Genomic DNA, 20,661 nt, shown 5'->3' on the forward strand with positions numbered 1-20,661 from the left:
GTATTAAATAGCGTTAAACGTATAAACCGTGGCATGTCAGACGGCGGCCAGCTGCGCCGCCGTCTGAGACTCACGAATTAAAACATGCTCTTACCGTAATCCATCGGCGACAGGCCAAAATAATTGGCGACGGTCTGGCCGATGTCGGCGAAGGTCTCGCGGTGGCCCAACGAGCCCGGTTTCACTTTCGGGCCGTAGACCAGCACCGGGATATGTTCACGGGTGTGGTCGGTGCCTGGCCAGGTCGGATCGCAGCCGTGGTCGGCGGTGAAAATGATGATGTCTTCATCTTTCACCAGCTTCAGCAGCTCCGGCAGGCGGCGGTCGAACAGCTCCAGCGCGGCGGCGTAGCCCGCCACGTCGCGGCGGTGGCCGTAGGAAGAGTCAAAGTCCACGAAGTTGGTGAACACGATGGTGTTGTCGCCGGCCTTTTCCATTTCCGTCAGGGTCGCGTCGAACAGCGCATCGATGCCGGTCGCTTTCACCTTCTTGGTGATGCCGACGTTGGCGTAGATGTCGGCGATTTTACCGATCGACACCACTTCACCGCCCTTCTCGTCCACCAGCTTTTTCAGCACGGTCGGCGCCGGCGGCTCTACCGCCAGATCGTGACGGTTGCCGGTGCGCTGGAAGTGACCCGCTTTGTCGCCGACGAACGGACGCGCGATCACGCGGCCAATGTTGTAACCGCCTTCGGTCAATTCTTCACGCGCGATTTCGCACAGCTCGTACAGGCGCTCCAGGCCGAAGGTTTCTTCATGGCAGGCGATCTGGAACACCGAGTCGGCGGAGGTGTAGAAAATCGGCTTGCCGGTTTTCATGTGCTCTTCGCCCAGCTGATCGAGGATCACGGTGCCGGATGAGTGGCAGTTGCCCAGGTAGCCCGGCAGGTTGGCGCGCTCCACCAGCTTATCCAGCAGCTCCTGCGGGAAGCTGTTGTGCTCGTCCTTGAAGTAGCCCCAGTCGAACAGTACCGGCACGCCGGCGATTTCCCAGTGGCCCGACGGCGTGTCTTTACCGGAAGAGAGCTCGCTGGCGTAAGCATAAGCGCCGATGATATCGGCATTGCGATCCAGCCCCTGCGGGAAGTTGCCGGTGGACTCTTCCGCCGCTTTGCCGAGACCCAGACGGCTCAGGTTAGGCAGCGTCAGCGGGCCCTGACGGCCCACGTTGGCTTCACCGCGCGCGCAAACCTCGGCGATGTGGCCCAGAGTGTCGGAACCCTGGTCGCCAAAACGTTCGGCGTCTTCGCTGGCGCCGATGCCGAAGGAGTCCAATACCATAATAAATGTGCGTTTCATCTGTGCTCTCCTGCGTGTTCTCACGCTTTGGACGGCCGCGAAAAAGCCGCGGCCGTTCCTGATTCTTGGGTTATTCCGTGATGCGCTTATACACCACCGGCGTCGCTTCCGGCGCCTTATCGCTCAGCGTCATCGCGCTGCGCACCGCATCGGCCGCCTGCTGCCAGCTCTCTTCATCATTGGCGTGGATCATCGCCAGCGGCTGCTGGGCATCCACCTTATCGCCCAGGCGCGCCACCTCGGTCAGACCGACGCTGTAATCGATGGCGTCGCTCGCCCGGCGGCGGCCGCCACCCAGCGAAACCACCGCCATGCCCAGCGCGCGGGTATCCATAGCGCTGATGATGCCTGGCTTTTCAGCATACACCGGCTTGCTCAGCGTCGCCGCCGGCAGATAGCTATCATAGCGTTCGACGAAGTCTATCGGCCCCTGCTGCGCCGCCACCATGCGGCCAAACACCTCCGCCGCCTTGCCGTTGTCCAGCACCGCCTGCAGTTTGGCGCGCGCGTCGGCCTCGTCTTGCGCCAGGCCGCCGGACAGCAGCATCTCGACGCACAGCGCCAGCGTCACTTCCAGCAGACGCGGATTGCGGTATTCGCCGGTCAGGAAGCGCACCGCTTCGCGCACTTCCACCGCGTTACCGGCGCTGGAGGCCAGCACCTGGTTCATGTCGGTCAGCAGCGCGGTGGTCTTGCAGCCCGCGCCGTTGGCCACGCCGACGATCGCCTGCGCCAGATCTTGCGACAGGGCGTAGGTCGGCATAAAGGCGCCGGAACCGACCTTCACGTCCATCACCAGCGCATCCAGCCCTTCCGCCAGCTTCTTGGCCAGAATGGAGGCGGTGATCAGCGGGATCGAATCCACGGTGGCGGTAATGTCGCGGGTGGCGTAAAAACGTTTGTCTGCCGGCGCCAGCGAGCTGGTCTGGCCGATGATCGCCACGCCGACGTCCTGAATGATTTTACGGAAGGCGTTATCGTCCGGGAAAATATTGAAGCCCGGAATGGCTTCCAGTTTGTCCAGCGTGCCGCCGGTATGCCCCAGGCCGCGGCCGGAGATCATCGGCACATAGCCGCCACAGGCCGCCACCATCGGGCCGAGCATCAGCGACGTCACGTCGCCCACGCCGCCGGTCGAATGCTTGTCGACGATCGGGCCATTCAGCGCCAGGCTCTTCCAGTCCAGCACGGTGCCGGAATCGCGCATCGCCATGGTGAGCGCCACGCGCTCCGGCATGCTCATGTCGTGGAAATAAATGGTCATCGCCAGCGCGGCGATCTGCCCTTCCGACACCACGTTGTCGCGAATGCCGTTGATGAAAAAGCGGATTTCCGCTTCGCTTAACGGCTGGCCGTCGCGTTTTTTACGAATAATTTCTTGAGCCAGGAACAAGGCATCCCCCTGTGTCGCCGAGAGTCGGTGCAGACGGGCGCGCCTGGCGCCCGCCAACGAAATCGATCAGTAGCCGCCACCGGCGGTCTGGGTCTGGTGGCCCAGCGCGGTCAGCAAGCTGGCCAGCAGACTGGAAGCGCCAAAGCGGAAATGCCGCGCGTCGGCCCAGCCCTCGCCCAGAATACGATCGGCAAGTTGCAGATAATGCAGCGCGTCTTCCGCAGTGCGCACGCCGCCGGCCGGCTTGAAGCCCACCGTCTTCGCCACGCCCATATCGCGGATCACCGACATCATCAGCTCGGCGCTCTCCAGTGTGGCGTTAACCGGCACCTTGCCGGTGGAGGTCTTGATAAAGTCAGCCCCGGCCTTGATGGCGATCTCGGACGCCTTGCGGATCAAATCGGCCTGTTTCAGTTCGCCGGTTTCGATGATCACTTTCAGCAGCACGTTGGCCGCCTGGCAAGCCTGTTTGCACTGTTTCACCAGCTCGAAGCCAACCTGCTCGTTGCCGGCAATCAGCGCACGGTAAGGGAACACCACGTCCACTTCATCCGCACCATAGGCGATCGCCGCGCGGGTTTCCGCCAGCGCGATGTCGATATCGTCATTGCCATGCGGGAAGTTGGTCACGGTGGCGATACGAATGTCCGGCGTGCCTTGCTCGCGCAGCGCCTTACGCGCCACCGGAATAAAACGCGGGTAAATGCAGATGGCCGCCGTGTGGCCGGCCGGGCTGTTGGCCTGACGACAGAGCGCGATCACTTTCTCATCGGTATCGTCATCATTCAGCGTGGTTAAATCCATCAGGTTCAGCGCACGTTGCGCTGCTGCGGTTAATTCGGTCATAAAACTCTCCAACTGAGTACCTGGGTGTTGGCGAGCGGACTTGGTTCCATGAAGATAGCGCTGGGGAACGGCGTTCCCGCGGCGGCAACTGAGATCCTTCTCACCGCACATGGCCACCCGCCTTGCGGCCGGCCAGTAATAGCTATTTGAACACGAATGCCGGGGGCGATTCGCGTTCAGCGTCACACTATATGAAATAGCACTGTAACAGACCGGAATTATATGTGAAGAACATCACAAAATAACGCGATATCGTTCACAAATTCGCTAAAGAAGCGGCTGAAGATCGCGGGTGCGGCAAGCACCCGCGTTGCTTAGAGTATAGGCGGAGTCCCGCGATCGGTCGCACCGTCGCGGGCTCTGGGATGGCTTACAGCGCCAGGAAGAAGCCGGCGATGGTGGCGCTCATCAGGTTGGAGAGCGTGCCCGCCGCCACGGCCTTCAGGCCGAAGCGCGCGATGTCGTGACGACGGTTAGGCGCCATGCTGCCCAAACCGCCCAGCAGGATCGCCACCGAGGAGAGGTTGGCGAAACCGCACAGCGCAAAGGAGATGATCGCCTTGGTGTGGGCCGACAGCACCTGCAGGCCTTCCGCCGCCACCACGTCGTCCGGACGCAGATAGGCGCCGAAGTTCATGTAGGCGACGAACTCGTTGACGATGATCTTCTGGCCGATAAACGAACCGGCGGTCATCGCCTCGCTCCACGGCACGCCGATCAGGAAGGCGATCGGCGAGAACACCCAGCCGAGGATCAGTTCGAGCGACAGCTGCGGATAATCGAACCAGCCGCCGATACCGCCGAGAATGCCGTTAAGCAAGGCGATCAGCGCGATAAACGCCAGCAGCATCGCACCGACGTTCAGCGCCAGCTGCATGCCGGAAGCCGCACCGGAAGCCGCCGCGTCGATCACGTTGGCCGGACGATCTTCTTCGGCGATCAGCTTCATCGCATCGTCTTTATCGTGGGTCTGCTCGGTTTCCGGCACCATCAGCTTGGCGAACAACAGCCCGCCCGGCGCCGCCATGAAGGACGCGGCGATCAGGTATTCCAGCGGCACGCCCATCTGCGCGTACCCCGCCAACACCGAACCGGCCACCGAGGCCAGGCCGCCGCACATCACGGCGAACAGTTCCGATTGGCTCATGGTGGCGATATACGGACGCACCACCAGCGGCGCTTCGGTCTGGCCGACGAAAATGTTGGCGGTCGCCGACAGCGATTCGGTGCGCGAAGTGCCCAGCAGCTTATGCAGGCCGCCGCCCAGAACGCGGATCACCAACTGCATGATGCCGAGGTAGTACAGCACCGCAATCAGCGAGGAGAAGAACACGATCACCGGCAGGACGCGCAGCGCGAACACGAAGCCACCGCCGCCGAACACCTCGAACATCTTGTCGGACACCAGCCCGCCGAAGATGAACGAAATGCCCTGATTGCCGTAGGCGATAACGTTTGCCACACCGTTAGACATACTGCCGAGGATGCTGCGGCCCAGCGGCACGTACAGCACCAGCGCACCGATGCCGACCTGAATGATGAACGCCCACACGACGGTGCGCAATTTGATGGCCCGGCGGTTGCTGGAGAGCAGCACCGCAATGGCGATCAGCACCGCCATGCCAACCAGACTCATGATGAGTTGCATGCAAAGTTTCCCTGTTGCAAAAAATAAAATACATCCCTGCTCATGAAGAGAGGTCTGCTATTGGAGAGTTTCGGGGGGGATTATACTGAGCGAGGTCACCCTCGCACCGATTTATGTCACAAATGTATACAACGAGACGCAAATGAAAATCTTATAACGTGACGCAGGTCACGTTATGGTCATCTCAGTTCGGCATGGCGAACAGCGCCTGAGTATTGCGTTGCAGGTGGGCGGCGATCTCGTCGGCCGGTTCCGGCCGCAGCGCGCACAGCGTTTGAAACACCTCGGCGGCGCGTTCGGGGCGATTCGGCTGCCCCTGATAGCCGGCCAGCGGCATATCCGGCGCATCGGTCTCCAGCAGCAGCGCCTCGAGCGGCAGCTGCGCCATCACGCCGCGCGTTTTCTGCGCCCGCTCATAGGTGATAGTGCCGCCCACGCCGATATAATAGCCAAGGCGAATAAACGCCTGTGCCTGCGACAGGCTGCCGGCGAAGCCGTGCACCACGCCGCGACGCGGCAGCTGTATGCGCCGCAGCGCCGCGGCCAGCTGATCGTGAGTGCGGCGCGAGTGCAGGATCACCGGCAGGTCATGCTGTTTCGCCAGCCTCAGTTGGGCCAGCAGCACGCTTTGCTGCCGCTCGAACTGCGGGTTGTCCATATACAGATCGAGCCCGATTTCCCCCACCGCCACCAGCTTGTGCGGCCGTTCGGCCAGCAACGCCGCCAGCTGTTCCAACTGCGGTTCATGATGCTGCGCGATATACAGCGGGTGCAGCCCCAGCGCGGCGAACAGCGGCGCGTGCTCCTGCGCCAGCCGCAGCACCCGCGCGAAGCGATCGGCGGTAACCGTCGGCACGATGATGCGCTGCACGCCGGCGTCGGCTGCCCGCGCCAGGCTCTCGGCCTCATGCCCGGTAAAGGGTGGGAAATCGAAATGGCAGTGGGTATCGGTAAAGGCGTAACTCACAGCGCGCCCCCTTCACCCGGCGGCAGATCGCCCGGCAGGATAATTTTCGGCGCCGCCACCGCGGCCTCCGGCTGCGCGCCCAGATCGGACGGCATGGCGATATCGGTCACGATCGGCGAAGGCATTCTGACGTTCTCCGGCTGGATCAGACGGCGCGACAGCGATTTCTTCACCTTCATGCCGTCCGGCTCCGGCTGCGCCATCCACTGGCCGACGGTGGCCAGGAAGTAACGGCCGCAGCGGCGCCCCAGATGATAATCCTGATTGAGCGAACCCAGTCGGCTGCCCAGCGCATTGCTGGCCAGCGGCTTCGGTGGAAAGATTTCGAAGATGCGCAGCTTGCCCGGCGGCTTCTCGATAAAGCGCTGGATGCGGTGGTAGCTTTGCTCGTGGTGCTGCAGGATGCGCACCATCTGCTGCAGACTGCTGTCGCTCAGCCAGTGCTCCATGCGCTTCATCCACTGCGGGGTGTAGTACATCTGCGAAGGGACGGTGCGGATCACCACGATGGTGTCGGCGCCGCGACGGTAGGCCTCTTCCACCGGGATCGCATCGCTGATGCCGCCGTCCTGATAGCTGACGCCATCCAGCTCCACGCCCTGACGATAAAAGCCGGGAATGGCACTGGACGCCTTGATGGCCGGCAGCCAGCGTTCACGCTGCGCCGGCAGATAGGTCGGTTCAAAATCATCGCTGCGGCAGGCGCACAGCAGGAACTCGCGCCCATCGGTGAGGTGTTGTTCCGCCACGTCCATCGCCAGCGGCATCTGTGCCGCCGCCGTGTCGACCAACCAATCGAGATCGATCAGATGCCCGCCGCGTACGAAACGCAGCGGATTGAAAAATTGCGCCGACGTAGTGTAACGGGTGATCACTCGACGCGCGTAGCCCATCTGGCCGCAGATGTAGGCGGACAGATTTTGCGCGCCGGCAGACGTGCCGATCAACAAATCGAAAGGGTTAAAGCCCGCGCGCTGAAACTCGTCCAACACGCCGGCGGTGAAAATGCCGCGCTGGCCGCCGCCTTCGCAGACCAACGCCATTTTTCCTGGCCGAAAGGGTTTAGACGCCAGCGGTTCTATATTGCCGAGCGTGATGGGTATTCTGTATCCCAACTTGGCATCCTCAGTGAGACGTTTTTTCCGAGGATACCGCGTCTCGCTCTCTTCCGTAATCCTCTTGCAGCACGCCGGCGAGGAAATCATTGCTGCCGACCAGCCAGGCGCAATCGCTGCCGGACCATTCGGCCCACGCCTGCCATACCTGGCCTTTCAGCTGTTTCCAGCGTCCGACGACGATATCGCTGTTCATGGCCGGCCCTCCCGACGTGAGAAAAGGAATTAAGCTTTGTTACAGTTTACAGGAAAATGCCGGCCGGCTAAGGGCGCCGGCGGCCGGTGAATAGGCTGACCAGGAACAGGATGATGCCGACGACGAACACCACCTTGGCGGCCCAGGCGGCGGTACCCGCCAGCGAACCGAACCCCAGCGCCGCAGCGATAAGCGCGATGACTAAAAAGATAATGCCCCAACGAAACATAAGCTTCTCCTTACCATTGTGAAAAAATCGCTGCTGTCTCCCGCCCCGACAACGGGGCATCGACGGCAAATCAGTTTCTTTTTTTGGTGGTACACGTCGGGCCGCCTTCACGGCCCGACAGATGCGGCTTGTTGTGACTTGTTACGGGCGCCTGGCGGGATTACTGCTTGACCACCAGGTCATTTTTCACGCTTTTCACGCCGTCGATGGCCTTGGCGATGCTTTCCGCACGCTCAGACTGCGCCTGCGTTTTCACTTCGCCGGAAAGCTGCACCACACCGTCGGTGGTTTCCACTTTCACATTGCGCGACGGCACGATGTCGTCGGCCAGCAACTTGGCTTTCAGCTCGCTGGTGGTGGCGGTGTCGCCGGCATACGATTTGATCGACTGGTTGGCTTCATCTTTCACGTGCAGCTTGTCGCTGACGGTCTTGACGCCTTCCACCTTACCGGCAACCGCGACCGCATGTTCCGCCTGCGCCTGGCTGCCGACGAACCCGCTCAGGGTCACCGTGCCTTTTTCGGTTTTCACCGAAATGTCAGAACTTTTGATGGTCTTATCTTCCACCAACGCACTTTTAACTTTAGCCGTTATCGCGCTGTCATCCATGTAACCGTCAACTTTTTTCATGGAGCTATCGATTTTGGCACCGGCACTATCCGCGGCGTTAGACGCCTTGTTGAGCAGACTGTCTTCGGCCAGCGCACTGCCGCTCACCAAAACAGAACCCAATACGACAGCCATCAGCGAGTGTGCAAATTTGGTCTTTTTCATCGATCTCTTCCTTTTGTTGGGGGCCCTCAGCGCCAGAGCGCCGGAACCCTGCGGCCGCCTTCACGCGGCCTGCTCGGTAAATACTTCATCATCGCTATACGATTAAGCGTTCACGACAGGAGTACTGCAACCGTCGTGCCAACTCAATAAATACATTTAAAATCAAACATATAAATCATTACGTCGGATTTTTAATCAAAAAACTGTCGCCTATTGACGACAGACTAAGTGACACAAAACGGTAAAATAGCCATCTCATTGATATTCAAGGAAACACACTGTCTCCTATCGGCAACACATTGGAATAAGTCACCAAATAACCAACGCATTACAGTGATTTACTCTCAAACAATGTGTGGGCATCTTGTTAAACATAGACCATCAGACGAAAAACGCAGGCCAAACGAACGCTGCCTGGCGACATCGGTTTGCGGCATAAAAGGTGAGGAAGTTTTATTAATTAGCGGAGTGAGGATGAGGGAGGTTGGCAGGGCGCACCGGGCGCCCTGCCGATTTATCAGTGTTCGCGCGTCTTGCGGAAGGTCACGTCAGGATAGCGTTCCTGCGTCAGGTTGAGGTTCACCATGGTCGGCGCGATGTAGGACAGGTTGTCCCCACCGTCCAGCGCCAGGTTGATCTCGTTCTTGCGCTTGAACTCTTCGAACTTTTTCACGTCGTCGCACTCGACCCAGCGCGCGGTCGACACGTTGACCGACTCATACAGCGCTTCCACGTTGTACTCGCTCTTCAAGCGCGCCACCACCACGTCGAACTGCAGCACACCGACCGCGCCGACGATCAGATCGTTGTTGGCGATCGGACGGAATACCTGCACCGCGCCCTCTTCGGACAGCTGCACCAGCCCTTTCAGCAGCTGTTTCTGCTTCAGCGGGTCGCGCAGGCGAATGCGGCGGAACAGTTCAGGCGCGAAGTTCGGAATACCGGTGAACTTCATGTCTTCACCCTGGGTGAAGGTATCGCCGATCTGAATGGTGCCGTGGTTGTGCAGACCAATGATGTCGCCCGGGTAGGCTTCTTCCACGTGCGAGCGGTCACCGGCCATAAAGGTCAGCGCGTCGGAGATCACCACGTCTTTGCCGGTGCGCACCTGGCGCAGCTTCATGCCCTTCTCATAACGGCCGGACACGACGCGCATAAAGGCCACGCGGTCGCGGTGCTTCGGATCCATGTTGGCCTGGATCTTGAACACGAAGCCGGTGAATTTCTCTTCCGCCGCCGTCACTTCGCGGGTATCGGTTTTGCGCGGCATCGGCGCCGGCGCCCAGGCCACCAGGCCGTCCAGCATGTGATCCACGCCGAAGTTGCCGAGTGCGGTACCGAAGAACACCGGGGTCAGTTCGCCGCTCAGGAAAGCCTCCTGATCGAACTCATGGGAAGCGCCCTGCACCAGTTCCAGCTCATCGCGCAGCTGCGCCGCCAGATCTTCGCCCACGGCGACATCCAGTTCCGGGTTATTCAGGCCTTTGACGATGCGCACTTCCTGAATGGTGTGGCCTTTACCGGTCTGATACAGGTAGGTTTCATCCTTGTACAGGTGGTAAACGCCTTTGAACAGCTTGCCGCAGCCGATCGGCCAGGTGATGGGCGAGCAGGCGATCTTCAGTTCACGCTCAACTTCGTCCATCACTTCCATCGGATCGCGGATGTCGCGGTCCAGTTTGTTCATGAAGGTCAGGATCGGCGTGTCGCGCAAACGGGTGACTTCCATCAGTTTGCGGGTGCGATCCTCAACGCCCTTGGCGGCGTCGATCACCATCAGACAGCAGTCGACGGCGGTCAGGGTACGGTAAGTATCTTCGGAGAAGTCTTCGTGCCCCGGGGTGTCCAGCAGGTTGACCAGGCTGTCGCGATACGGGAACTGCATCACCGAGGTGGTGATCGAGATCCCACGCTGCTTTTCCATTTCCATCCAGTCGGATTTGGCGTGCTGGCTGGAGCCGCGGCCTTTTACCGTACCGGCGGTCTGGATCGCCTGTCCGAACAGCAGCACTTTTTCGGTAATGGTGGTCTTACCGGCATCGGGGTGCGAGATGATGGCGAAAGTTCTTCTTTTGGAGACTTCGCGGGCAAATTCACTAGGAGACATGGTTTTCAGGTTCTACGGTTAGTCCGCCCTGCGACATCATCAGAACGCGCCGATCGCGGCGCCGGGCAAAGCGGTGAATAAAAGATAACAGCCGGGCATTTTCGCCGATTTGCCAACCGGTGACAATCAATGGATCCGATTTCCCGCTAACGCAGGCGGAAATCGGGGGACAAGGCAGCCCAATGCCGACGCAATATCGATTTGTGATCGTCCGCCATCGGCAGGTTTTCCAACAATGCCGGCCACAAAGCTCGCGCCTTGTCGATGGCATCCAAGAGATGCACCCGTATTGCAGGCCAGGGAATATCGACTCGATCAGACCAGCGCTCGAAGGTTCGCATTGAGATCCTATCCCAGCGTTTTTCCTTCGCCATATTGAGCGCAACCTCAGACTCACCAGGGATATAAGCCAATGTAGTGACGATGTCATAAGCGGGGGCAAGCCGCACATCGGCCTGGTTTGGATAGATCATGGACCAATTTTTTACGTGAGCATCGCCATTGGCGAGCAGAATATTCGCCAACAGACGGCGCGCCATTTGCTGCGTATCCGCTAAAGATTCACTGCCAAACTCATAGAGATAAGCCGCTATCTGATCGTAATTTTTGCCGCGGTATTTGTCGTGTGGATAGATCTCGAATATCTGGGCAAAATCTTCTGTATGCACTCGCCCACTTTCACTGCGGTCAAAACGACGAATGGCATAAGCATAGGGTTCATCCGCCAAGCGAATATCAGGCAAGTGTTCAAGCCGTGTCAGCTCAACCAGCTCAATATCGGGAATATCCACGCCGATGGCTTGCGCCAAACGCATTGCCGTATATTCATTTTCGGGGAGATGACGATGAACGGTTGAAGGCGTTTTAATGATCCAGCTATCAGCGCCCACCTGAGAAGAAATGTTGAAGCGGCCATCTTTGCGCACAGAGGAAAATTTCATTTGTACCCCTGCCAGAGAAAATTTCTGCGCCACCACTCCAACATCAATTTGCACGGCTTCCAGCTCTCCGCGCGACATTAACGCCCAAGCGGGAATATCACTTGCGGCCAGCGGCCGTGCTTCAAGCGCTCCCGGCAAGTTTTCCCCCGCCCAGGCAATTAAAGGAAACTCCTCATTCACATGGGTTTTCAACGACTGGGCCAACCAACTGCGCAGTGCGCCTTCGGGCAATAAATTGGATAAGACGGGCGGAAGGCGCTGCGATGACTGTAAAACTTGCTCAAGATACCCTGCGTGCGCCTTCTGCCTTAGCGTAAACAGGGGACGAACAGGCTCCGGCAAAGCGAGGTAGTGCGGATCAAACGTCAGGATGTTTCTGCCGCCGCTGTAGTGCGCCAGCACGCCCACCCGCACACCATGCAATATCAAGGCTAACGCCTGCACCGATTCAACCTGTCGCCGCCCTTTCATTCGCTAGTCCTCGAGATCTTTCAGTTTTTCTTCGAAATTCTGTAAGTTACTCACTTCTGGTGCATGACTCACCGTCTGTTGCAGCAAGCACTCCACATCACGGACAGACCTTTTCGGCACGATAACATATTCCAAATCCATCGCCGCCAATATCCGTAGCAGCGTGCTCATCCGCATATCGCTGCCCGACTCAACACGCTGATATTGCTGTTGAGTCATGCCAATCTTCATCAAAAAGTCTTTTTGGCTCCAGCCCAACTCAATGCGCTTTTCTTTCAGCAACGCTGATATTTCTGATAATTTTCTCATCCCCACCTCCAAACAACGCATTGATTGTTTCCTCAACAATAAACAACAAATTAGTTGTCGTCACAGCGAAAAACAACTTGTTTGATGTAAATTAATCAGGAAACAACTTTTAAGTTGTTAAAGGGAAGAAAACAATCAATAGGATGTTTTTAGATTACGCCAACGGCAGCGCCATCACGATCGCGTCTTCGCGGCCGTGGGCGCTCGGGTAATAATTGCGGCGCACGGTGACTTCGTTGAAGCCGAGATCTTCATACAGCGCGATCGCCGCCTGGTTGGAGGCGCGCACCTCCAGCCACAGCGTGACCACGCCGCGACTCTCCAGCTGTTCGATCAACGCGTTGAGCAGCAGGCGGCCAAAACCCCGGCGCTGCCACTGCGGATGGATGGCGATGTTGAACAGCGTGGCTTCATCCAGCACGATTTGCGTGATGGCGAATCCCGCCATCTCCCCGTCGGCGCTCAGCTTCAGGTTAAGGTAGCGATCGCCCTGATTGCTGGCGAAGGTGGTTTCCGTCCAGGGAAAGGCGTGGCTGGCTTGCTCAATGGTGAAGGCTGTGGCCAGGTCGGCCGCCGTCAGGGTAGAAATCGTGTTCATGATGACAAATCTGCTGCCAGAGGGCGCGTTTGGCCCCCGCGTCTTGGGAAAGCTCGGCCAGCGCCGGGCTGTGTAGCTGCGCGCCGGCAACCGCGAGCGGTTCCGCCACGCCCAGCCGCCAACTGTTGCATGTGGTCTCTTCAGGCAGCATCGCCGCCTGTTCCGGCGTCAGGCTGTAGGTTTGCGCCGGCGTCAGCCCCAGGCTGCGCAGCACGTCGCAAAACAGCGGATCGTCGGGCGCGGGCAGCGTCTGCGCGACCACCAGCAGGCGCGCCTCGGGTGGCAGACTGACCGCCACTTCGCCCTGCAACACGCCCGGGCGGCGCAATGTCCACTGCGTAATACCCAGTTGTTGTAACAGCCAGTCGCGTTTTGATGCCATGCCGATTCCTACCCGTTGTGGTGCGCCATGCCTGCCATGCGCCGCGCTATGCTAACAAACCCGCGCAGCCCGCGCCAACAAACCCGTCGAACATATCGCCACAAAGCTCTATAATCCCCGGTCTCATTTCCAGGAGCCAATATCTGATGTCTGCATTAACCCCCGCCAGTGAAGTCATGCTGCGCCACAGTGATGAATTTATCGAACGCCGCGTGCTGTTTGCCGGCGACCTGCAGGACAGCCTGCCGGCCCAATTCGAGGCCGCGGACGTGCGCGTCCACACTCAGCATTACCATCACTGGCAGTTACTGAACCGGACGATGGGCGATAACGTGCAGTTCGGTTTGACCGTCGATCCCGCTTTCGTCGCCGACTGCGACACGCTGGTTTACTACTGGCCGAAGAGCAAGCAGGAGGCGCAATTCCAACTGTGCAACCTCCTGGCGCTGTTGCCGGTAGGCGTGGACGTGTTCGTGGTCGGTGAAAACCGCAGCGGCGTGCGCAGCGCCGAGCCAACGCTGGAAGGCCACGTTGCGCTGGTGAAAATCGACAGCGCACGGCGCTGCGGCCTGTATCACGGCCGCCTGGACGCGCAGACCGAGTTCGATTTGAACGACTGGTGGGACAGCTATCAGCTGCACGATCTGGAAGTGAAAACGCTGCCGGGCGTGTTCAGCCGCGATGGCCTGGACGTCGGCAGCTCGCTGCTGCTGTCGACGCTGGAAAAACACATGAAAGGCAAGGTGCTGGACATCGGCTGCGGCGCCGGCGTGATGGCCTCGGTGATGGCCAAGCTGTCGCCGAAGGTGAAACTGACCCTCAGCGACGTCAACGCCGCCGCGGTGGAATCCAGCCGTGCGACGCTGGCTGCCAACGGCATCGAAGGCGAAGTGATCGTCAGCAACGTTTACTCCGACATCACCGGCCGTTTCGACATGATCATCTCCAACCCGCCGTTCCACGACGGGCTGCAGACCAGCCTGACCGCCGCGGAAACCCTGATCCGCGGCGCGGTGAAGCATTTGCCGATCGGCGGCCAGCTGCGCATCGTCGCCAACGCCTTCCTGCCGTACCCGGACATTCTGGACGCCACCTTCGGCAGCCACGAAGTGCTGGCGCAGAACGGCCGCTTCAAGGTGTACCAGGCTACCGTCGGCCGCCCGCCGCGCGCGCCGAAGAAGAAATAAGTTCCCGTTGGCGGAAAACGACAGAGCGCGGCCCGAGGCCGCGCTTTTTTTTAGCCGTTGATATAGGTCATCGACTCCGCGCCGTAGCGATCGCCGGCCGCCGCGCTCAGCGGAAACACCGCTTCTATCGCCGCCAGTTCAGCCGCGCTCAGCGTTATCTCCGCCGCGGCGACGTTCTCTTCCAGATAGCGCCGGCGTTTGGTGCCGGGGATCGGCACGATGTGCTCGCCCTGCGCCAACACCCAGGCCAGCGCCAGCTGTGAAGGCTTGACGCCCTTCTGCGCCGCCAGCTCGCCCACCTTCTCCACCAGCGCCAGGTTGCGGGCGAAGTTTTCCCCCTGGAAGCGCGGGTTACTGCGGCGGAAATCGTCCTCGGCCAGATCCTCCGGCCGCCGAATAGCGCCGGTGAGAAAACCGCGCCCTAACGGGCTGTATGGCACAAAGCCGATGCCCAGACGCTCACAGGCCGCCAGCATGCCCTGTTCGGCGTCGCGCGTCCACAGCGAATACTCGGTCTGCAGCGCAGTGATCGGATGCACCTTGTGCGCCCGCTCCAGCGTGGCGACCGACGCCTCGCTCAGGCCGATATGGCGGATCTTGCCTTCGCGGATCAGATCCGCCATCGTGCCCACGACATCTTCGATCGGCACCTGCGGATCGACCCGGTGCTGATAATAGAGATCGATCTCCTCCACGCCCAAGCGCCGCAGACTGCCTTCCACCGAGCGCCGGATATACTCGGGCCGGCTGCTGACGCCGCGCGCCGACGGATCCGCCGGATCGCGCAGAATGCCGAACTTGGTGGCCAGGAACACCTGTTGCCGCTTGCCCTTGATCGCCTCCCCCACCAGCTGTTCGTTGGTGTGCGGCCCGTACATGTCGGCGGTGTCGAGCAGCGTGACGCCCAACTCCAGCGCCCGGTGCAGCGTGGCAATGGCTTCTTGCCGATCGGCGCCGGTGGAATAGAAGTCGCTCATGCCCATGCACCCCAGCCCCAGAGCGGAGACGACGGGACCGTGGGAACCGAGTTTACGTTGTTGCATTGTGCTGCCCTCATGCGGTGAATGGATAACGCAGCAAAGTCTGGTTGTTTACGCGGCAAAGATAAATAATGCAGATTGCACATCACTGTTTAAAAATCGCCAACAATCCGGAGTGGACATGGATCAGGTTCAAGCCATGCGCATTTTTACCCGCATCGTCGAACTGGGCAGCTTCAGCCGGGCGGCCGAACGCCTGCAGCTGCCGCGCGCCACGGTCAGCAACGCGCTGAAACGGCTGGAACAGCGGCTGGGCGTGCGCCTGCTGATCCGCACTACCCGCCAGGTGCAGGTGACCAGCGAAGGCAGCCTCTATTACCAGCGCTGCGTGCAGTTGCTGGGGGCGCTGGAAGAAGCGGACACGCTGTTCAGCCAGCATAAGCTGCAGCCGTCCGGCAAGGTGCGCATCGATATGCCCCATTCGCTGGCGCGCGAGGTGGTGATTCCGGCGCTGGACGACTTTTATCGGCGGTATCCCGACATCACGCTGGCGCTGGGCGCCAACGACACCCACGTCGATCTGTTGCGCGAAGGCGTAGACTGCGTGCTGCGCGCCTGGGAAACCGAAGACGACGGCCTGGCGGCGCGGCGCATCGCCCAGCTGCCGCAGGTGACCTGCGCGTCCCCCGCTTATCTGCAGGCTCACGGCACGCCGCTCGACATCGATAGCCTGGCGCCGCATCGCGCGGTGGGCTATTTTTCCCTGGCCAGCAACCGCGATTACCCGCTGGAATTCTGCCGCGGCGGCAAGCTGGAACTGCGCGAGCTGCCCGCGCGGCTCAGCGTCAGCGGCGCCGATGCCTACATCGCCGGCGCGCGCGCCGGCATGGGATTGATTCAGGCGGCGCGCTATTCGCTGGCACCCTGGCTGAAACAGGGGGAGCTGGTGGAGGTGTTGACGGAAACGCCGCCTCCGCCGATGCCGATTTACATCATGTATCCACCCGGCCGTTTCCTGGCGCCGCGGGTCAGAGTGTTGATTGATTGGCTGATTTGGCTGTTTGACCAGCAGAAAAGCGGCGATATGGCTGTTTTTCCAGCAAACGCCCGCAAAGCGGGGAAATAACTATTGACGTGTCCGCCAAAATCTCTAGAATTCGCCTCCGTGGTAACGTTACTCCGGTAATGTTTCTGGTACGCGAAGGTGGCGGAATTGGTAGACGCGCTAGCTTCAGGTGTTAGTGTCCTTACGGACGTGAGGGTTCAATTCCCTCTCTTCGCACCAATAACCACATGATTTATATTGCACTCAGCATCGATGCGAAGGTGGCGGAATTGGTAGACGCGCTAGCTTCAGGTGTTAGTGTTCTTACGGACGTGAGGGTTCAAGTCCCTCTCTTCGCACCAAGCTGGCGACGTAATATAAATCAAAGCAACAACATCGACTGTGCGAAGGTGGCGGAATTGGTAGACGCGCTAGCTTCAGGTGTTAGTGTCCTTACGGACGTGAGGGTTCAAGTCCCTCTCTTCGCACCAATTGATGATCTATCCGGCAGTTCCCTCGAAAAAATCCCAACGCATTGATAATAAACACGCATAAGCGTGGTTTTGCCGTTTCCGGCGTTTAGCCGACGCTGAAGTTCAGACTGATGGCCGCCAGGCCGCCCGCCAACGCCATACAGGAAGGCAGCAGCAGATAGTGACGCAGCCGGCTGTTAAACAACATCACCAGCGTCGCCAACATCGCTATCACGATCAGGGTGCGCAACTGCATCATATCCAGGTCGATCAAGGCCAGCAGCGGCATCAGCGCGCACGGCAGCAAAACGCCCCAGGCGCTGGCCAGACGATCGCCGAGGCACCAACTGACGCCCCACAGCCCGCATGCGGCAATCATGGCAGTAAGCATGACACCCCCTTCAAGTGATAATGATAACCAATATCATATAACACTTTTTTGGCCGCCGCATCATTTTCGCTACGGTGACCAAACCCAGATGACACCAGCATGAAAAAATGATAATTTGACATAAGAAAATTCCTAGTCCTGTTTGCATGATAATAATCACAACGGTCAACCATGCAATTCAAGTGGATATTTCGCGCCGAGGGAATGCTTCTCAACCTTAATTATTCGACAGTACGACTTTGCAAAGAGTGACCTCCGTATGAACGCCCGTTCTTATCAGGAATTACTGAACAGCAAGCAGCGCCTGGCATTATTTATTTTTCTAATGATGAATGCCGCCTCTTCCATATTTACGTTATTGTTCCCTTTTAGGGATGTCCCTTCTTTTACTCTGCCTTTATTATGCATACCGTTATTTTGTCTGGCGGCGGCGCTATTTTCGCTGTACACACCGCGGCAATACCAGTGTAAACTCAACCTGTTCGCCAGCGTGCTCGGCCTGCTGTGGGCCGCACATATCTATGTCAAAAGTCAGTATTGCCTACCGAATAACCAAGATTTTTTATTAATTAGTTTGTTCAGTATCTTTTTTATCAGCGCTATTTCTCTGACGGATAACTTCACCGCCTTTTGTTTGCACGCCGTGCCCTCTGCAATGATGATCCTGGCCCTGGACGGCATGCATAATACCCTGCGGATATTATTCACTACGGTATTACCTATTATTGCTTTCTCGCTACATCATCTGATGTTGAAACGCAGCGAAATCTTCACCCATGCGTTGGTGGCCAATCTGTATAACGAACGGGACAGATTCAATAATTTGAGCATGATCGATCCCCTGACCGGTCTTTATAACCGACGTGGGCTGGAGAATAAGATCAATATGCTGCTGGAGCCGCAAACCGGCCGCCACTACGTATTGCTGCTGGATATCGACCACTTTAAGGTCTACAACGACAGCTACGGCCATGCGATGGGCGATCGGGCGCTGGTGCAAGTGGCGGTCGCCATCCGCGATGCGGTGCGTTCGCGCGATATCGTGGTGCGCTACGGCGGGGAAGAGTTTTTGGTGCTGCTGACCAACGTGCACGAAGGCTACGCGGCGCAGCTGGCAGAACGGGTACGCCAGCGGGTGGCGGAACTGAACATCCCGCACGGCGCCAGCCCACAGCACAGCGGCACGCTGACGCTCAGCGCCGGCATCTCGGCATTGGAAAAGCTGGACGTCGAATCGGCGATCGGTGCAGCCGACGCTGCGCTCTACCTGGCGAAACACAGCGGCCGCAACAATATCCAGCTGGCGCAAAACGTCCAGCCCGCTCCCCTTCACTCCTAAGCCGCCGCCGCAACGCGCGGTGGCCGGCTTCAACATTTAAGCGACGGGAAAACGCAGCCCGTTCAGCAACAGGTTCAGACCGGCTAACGCCTGTTCCAACGCCGTTTCTTTTTCCGGCTGATGTGCGACCCACAGCGCAGCATCCATCAGGCCGCCATTGATTAAATGCGCCAGCGCTTCCGGTTCGGCGGTAGCGATACGCCGCTGCGCCATCAACGCCTGTAAAGCCCCCGTCATCCAGGTGATGCAACCCAACTTGCTGGCCTGCAGATAGTCGGCTCCCAGCACCGAAGGCGAATCGCGTAACAGAATGCGCTGCGCATGCGGCTCCGTCATCATGATCAGGTAACCGCGGCAACGCCCCGCGAAGGCCTCCCAGTCATCCGGCGTGCTCGCGGTAATGTCGGCCAGGCGTGTATCCATTTCGGCGTCGATTTCCTGCACGACGGCCAAAAACAATCCCTTCTTGTCGCCAAAATGGTGATAGAGCGCACCACGCGTCATACCGGCTTGCGCGGTAAGCTCATCCATCACCGTCTCGGCATACCCCACGCCGCCGAACTGCTGACGGGCGGCCGCCACCAGCTTACGCCGGGTTTCTTCAATCATTTCTGTGCGCGCTTTACGTGCCATGGATTCACTCCCGTCTCGCCATTGATGACGTTATAATTGACATACGCCATGTATGTCAATTAACGTAACATACGTGGCGTATGTCAATGATGGGCATTGCGCGAATACCGAGCCGCCAACATTCAGGAGCCCTTTTCATGGCAAATCCTTATTTCACACTGTTCAGCGCACCGGGCAGCAAGGCGTTTTCCTCTGCCGGGTTGATCGCACGCCTGCCGATCTCAATGACCGGTATCGGCATCATCACCATGCTTTCGCAGGTACGCGGCTCCTATTGGCTGGCGGGTGCGGTGGCGGCGACATTCGCCTTTTCCATGGCGCTGCTCGCGCCGCAAATCGCACGCGCGGCGGACCGCCACGGCCAAAACCGCGTGCTGCCCTACGCCACCGGGGTCAGCGCACTCGCCCTGTTGCTGCTGCTGATCTGCACCCACTATCGGGCGCCGGACTGGACGCTGTTCGTCTTCGCCGCGCTCGCGGGCGGCATGCCCAGCATCTCCGCGATGGTCAGAGCCCGCTGGAGCGAAATTTATCGCGGCACACCGCAGCTGCACACGGCATTTTCATTCGAATCCGTACTGGATGAGGTCGCCTTTATCATCGGCCCGCCGATCGCCGTGGGGCTCAGCGTTTCACTCTTCCCTGAGGCCGGCCCTTTGGCGGCCGCGCTGCTTCTGGTGGCGGGCGTCACGGCGTTCGCCTGGCAAAAAAGCACTCAGCCTCCGGTTTACCCCCGCACTCGCCAGCGGCAGCGCGCCATCCTGGCGATGCCGTCGATGCAGATCCTGGTGCTGGCGCTGATCGCGCTGGGCACCATCGTCGGCACCGTGGACGTCATCAGCGTGGCCTTCGCCGAGCAGCAAGGGCAGCCGGCCGCCGCCAGCATCGTGCTGTCTGTTTATGCAGGCGGCTCCTGCCTCGCCGGGCTGATTTTCGGCGCAATAAAGCTGCCGTCTCCCTTGCCCCGGCAGTTCTTATACGCCGCCTTCGCCACCGCACTCACCACGCTGCCGCTGCTGTGGGTGCACAATGTCTTAACGCTGGCGGCGGCGATGTTTGTCGCCGGACTGTTTTTCGCGCCAACCATGATCGTCGCCATGGGGTTGGTTGAACGCCTCGTGCCGCCTTCACGCTTGACGGAAGGATTGACCTGGATGGTGACCGGCCTGGGGATTGGCGTGGCGCTCGGCGCCGCCCTGGCGGGGCTGGCGATCGATGCGGTGGGGATCAAGGCCGGCTTCGGCGTCACGCTCATTGCCGGCCTGGTGGTCATGGCGGTGGCGGCCGGCGGCTATCGCTTAATGCGGCGAACGCTGGCCGTGCAAGCGGCGTGAG

21 protein-coding genes and 3 tRNA genes are annotated in these 20,661 nt (G+C 59.5%); 7 read left to right on the top strand and 17 right to left on the bottom strand.

Going from position 1 to position 20,661, the window contains the following annotated elements; all coding sequences use genetic code 11:
* Positions 1-77 precede the first annotated feature (77 nt).
* The 14 genes from deoB to AC6BYQ_RS17055 form a co-directional block, all read right to left on the bottom strand.
* Entirely contained in the window at positions 78-1,301 is a 1,224-nt protein-coding gene (gene deoB, locus AC6BYQ_RS16990) for a phosphopentomutase (RefSeq protein ID WP_197667708.1), read from the bottom strand.
* A 70-nt stretch (positions 1,302-1,371) separates the two neighbouring features.
* Complete coding sequence (gene deoA, locus AC6BYQ_RS16995) at positions 1,372-2,694, bottom strand: thymidine phosphorylase (RefSeq protein WP_019454991.1); 1,323 nt, start codon at positions 2,692-2,694, stop codon at positions 1,372-1,374.
* A gap of 66 nt (positions 2,695-2,760) precedes the next feature.
* Positions 2,761-3,540: a deoxyribose-phosphate aldolase gene (deoC, locus tag AC6BYQ_RS17000; RefSeq protein WP_016929165.1), complete on the bottom strand. Its 780-nt coding sequence runs from the start codon at positions 3,538-3,540 to the stop codon at positions 2,761-2,763.
* A 370-nt stretch (positions 3,541-3,910) separates the two neighbouring features.
* Positions 3,911-5,188, bottom strand: a complete 1,278-nt coding sequence (locus AC6BYQ_RS17005) for a NupC/NupG family nucleoside CNT transporter (RefSeq protein ID WP_019454990.1) — start codon at positions 5,186-5,188, stop codon at positions 3,911-3,913.
* A 184-nt stretch (positions 5,189-5,372) separates the two neighbouring features.
* Complete coding sequence (locus AC6BYQ_RS17010; protein WP_421079899.1) at positions 5,373-6,155, bottom strand: TatD family hydrolase; 783 nt, start codon at positions 6,153-6,155, stop codon at positions 5,373-5,375.
* Positions 6,152-7,270 (bottom strand): patatin-like phospholipase family protein, encoded by a 1,119-nt coding sequence (locus tag AC6BYQ_RS17015; RefSeq protein ID WP_074055303.1) that lies wholly within the window; start codon positions 7,268-7,270, stop codon positions 6,152-6,154. Before AC6BYQ_RS17015 ends, AC6BYQ_RS17010 begins: the two co-directional genes overlap by 4 nt.
* 10 nt (positions 7,271-7,280) lie before the next feature.
* Positions 7,281-7,466: a CsbD family protein gene (locus AC6BYQ_RS17020; RefSeq protein WP_498057244.1), complete on the bottom strand. Its 186-nt coding sequence runs from the start codon at positions 7,464-7,466 to the stop codon at positions 7,281-7,283.
* A 67-nt stretch (positions 7,467-7,533) separates the two neighbouring features.
* Entirely contained in the window at positions 7,534-7,695 is a 162-nt protein-coding gene (locus AC6BYQ_RS17025) for a DUF1328 domain-containing protein (RefSeq protein WP_004933089.1), read from the bottom strand.
* Between the two features lie 160 nt (positions 7,696-7,855).
* Positions 7,856-8,470 carry a molecular chaperone OsmY gene (osmY, locus tag AC6BYQ_RS17030; RefSeq protein WP_063918121.1) on the bottom strand — a complete coding sequence of 205 codons (615 nt, stop codon included), beginning with the start codon at positions 8,468-8,470 and terminating at the stop codon, positions 7,856-7,858.
* Between the two features lie 517 nt (positions 8,471-8,987).
* Positions 8,988-10,577, bottom strand: coding sequence for a peptide chain release factor 3 (prfC, locus tag AC6BYQ_RS17035; protein WP_049241937.1), 1,590 nt, complete (start codon positions 10,575-10,577; stop codon positions 8,988-8,990).
* Between the two features lie 146 nt (positions 10,578-10,723).
* Positions 10,724-11,989 (bottom strand): type II toxin-antitoxin system HipA family toxin, encoded by a 1,266-nt coding sequence (locus AC6BYQ_RS17040; protein ID WP_498057245.1) that lies wholly within the window; start codon positions 11,987-11,989, stop codon positions 10,724-10,726.
* Between the two features lie 3 nt (positions 11,990-11,992).
* Positions 11,993-12,298, bottom strand: a complete 306-nt coding sequence (locus AC6BYQ_RS17045) for a helix-turn-helix domain-containing protein (protein ID WP_019454983.1) — start codon at positions 12,296-12,298, stop codon at positions 11,993-11,995.
* Positions 12,299-12,452: 154 nt separating this feature from the next.
* Complete coding sequence (rimI, locus tag AC6BYQ_RS17050) at positions 12,453-12,896, bottom strand: ribosomal protein S18-alanine N-acetyltransferase (protein ID WP_019454982.1); 444 nt, start codon at positions 12,894-12,896, stop codon at positions 12,453-12,455.
* Entirely contained in the window at positions 12,841-13,278 is a 438-nt protein-coding gene (locus tag AC6BYQ_RS17055; RefSeq protein ID WP_019454981.1) for a DNA polymerase III subunit psi, read from the bottom strand. The genes rimI and AC6BYQ_RS17055 overlap by 56 nt, the downstream gene beginning before the upstream one ends.
* 146 nt (positions 13,279-13,424) lie before the next feature.
* Here AC6BYQ_RS17055 and rsmC point away from each other — a divergent pair, with 146 nt between their 5' ends.
* On the top strand, positions 13,425-14,465 hold the full coding sequence (gene rsmC, locus AC6BYQ_RS17060; RefSeq protein WP_049241930.1) for a 16S rRNA (guanine(1207)-N(2))-methyltransferase RsmC: 1,041 nt from the start codon (positions 13,425-13,427) through the stop codon (positions 14,463-14,465).
* Between the two features lie 50 nt (positions 14,466-14,515).
* Here the strand turns inward: rsmC and AC6BYQ_RS17065 are convergent, their stop codons facing one another.
* Complete coding sequence (locus AC6BYQ_RS17065; RefSeq protein ID WP_498057246.1) at positions 14,516-15,508, bottom strand: aldo/keto reductase; 993 nt, start codon at positions 15,506-15,508, stop codon at positions 14,516-14,518.
* A 118-nt stretch (positions 15,509-15,626) separates the two neighbouring features.
* Here AC6BYQ_RS17065 and AC6BYQ_RS17070 point away from each other — a divergent pair, with 118 nt between their 5' ends.
* The 4 genes from AC6BYQ_RS17070 to AC6BYQ_RS17085 all read left to right on the top strand — a co-directional run bounded on the left by AC6BYQ_RS17070 (position 15,627) and on the right by AC6BYQ_RS17085 (position 16,981).
* Positions 15,627-16,571, top strand: coding sequence for a LysR family transcriptional regulator (locus AC6BYQ_RS17070; protein ID WP_498057247.1), 945 nt, complete (start codon positions 15,627-15,629; stop codon positions 16,569-16,571).
* A gap of 72 nt (positions 16,572-16,643) precedes the next feature.
* Positions 16,644-16,730, top strand: a tRNA-Leu gene (locus AC6BYQ_RS17075).
* Between the two features lie 35 nt (positions 16,731-16,765).
* Positions 16,766-16,852 (top strand) — tRNA-Leu (locus tag AC6BYQ_RS17080).
* A gap of 42 nt (positions 16,853-16,894) precedes the next feature.
* Positions 16,895-16,981, top strand: a tRNA-Leu gene (locus AC6BYQ_RS17085).
* A gap of 88 nt (positions 16,982-17,069) precedes the next feature.
* On the opposite strand, the gene AC6BYQ_RS17090 is transcribed toward AC6BYQ_RS17085, so the two are convergent.
* Positions 17,070-17,354 (bottom strand): DUF1435 domain-containing protein, encoded by a 285-nt coding sequence (locus AC6BYQ_RS17090; protein WP_025159611.1) that lies wholly within the window; start codon positions 17,352-17,354, stop codon positions 17,070-17,072.
* Between the two features lie 259 nt (positions 17,355-17,613).
* Here AC6BYQ_RS17090 and AC6BYQ_RS17095 point away from each other — a divergent pair, with 259 nt between their 5' ends.
* Complete coding sequence (locus AC6BYQ_RS17095; RefSeq protein ID WP_154747232.1) at positions 17,614-18,693, top strand: GGDEF domain-containing protein; 1,080 nt, start codon at positions 17,614-17,616, stop codon at positions 18,691-18,693.
* 36 nt (positions 18,694-18,729) lie between these two features.
* Here the strand turns inward: AC6BYQ_RS17095 and AC6BYQ_RS17100 are convergent, their stop codons facing one another.
* Positions 18,730-19,326 (bottom strand): TetR/AcrR family transcriptional regulator, encoded by a 597-nt coding sequence (locus tag AC6BYQ_RS17100; RefSeq protein WP_154747130.1) that lies wholly within the window; start codon positions 19,324-19,326, stop codon positions 18,730-18,732.
* A gap of 137 nt (positions 19,327-19,463) precedes the next feature.
* Here AC6BYQ_RS17100 and AC6BYQ_RS17105 point away from each other — a divergent pair, with 137 nt between their 5' ends.
* A complete protein-coding gene (locus tag AC6BYQ_RS17105; RefSeq protein ID WP_154747131.1) occupies positions 19,464-20,660 on the top strand; it encodes an MFS transporter in 1,197 nt (398 codons plus the stop codon).
* Position 20,661 lies beyond the last annotated feature (1 nt).

This window comes from Serratia sp. LTN-2 (assembly GCF_059740205.1).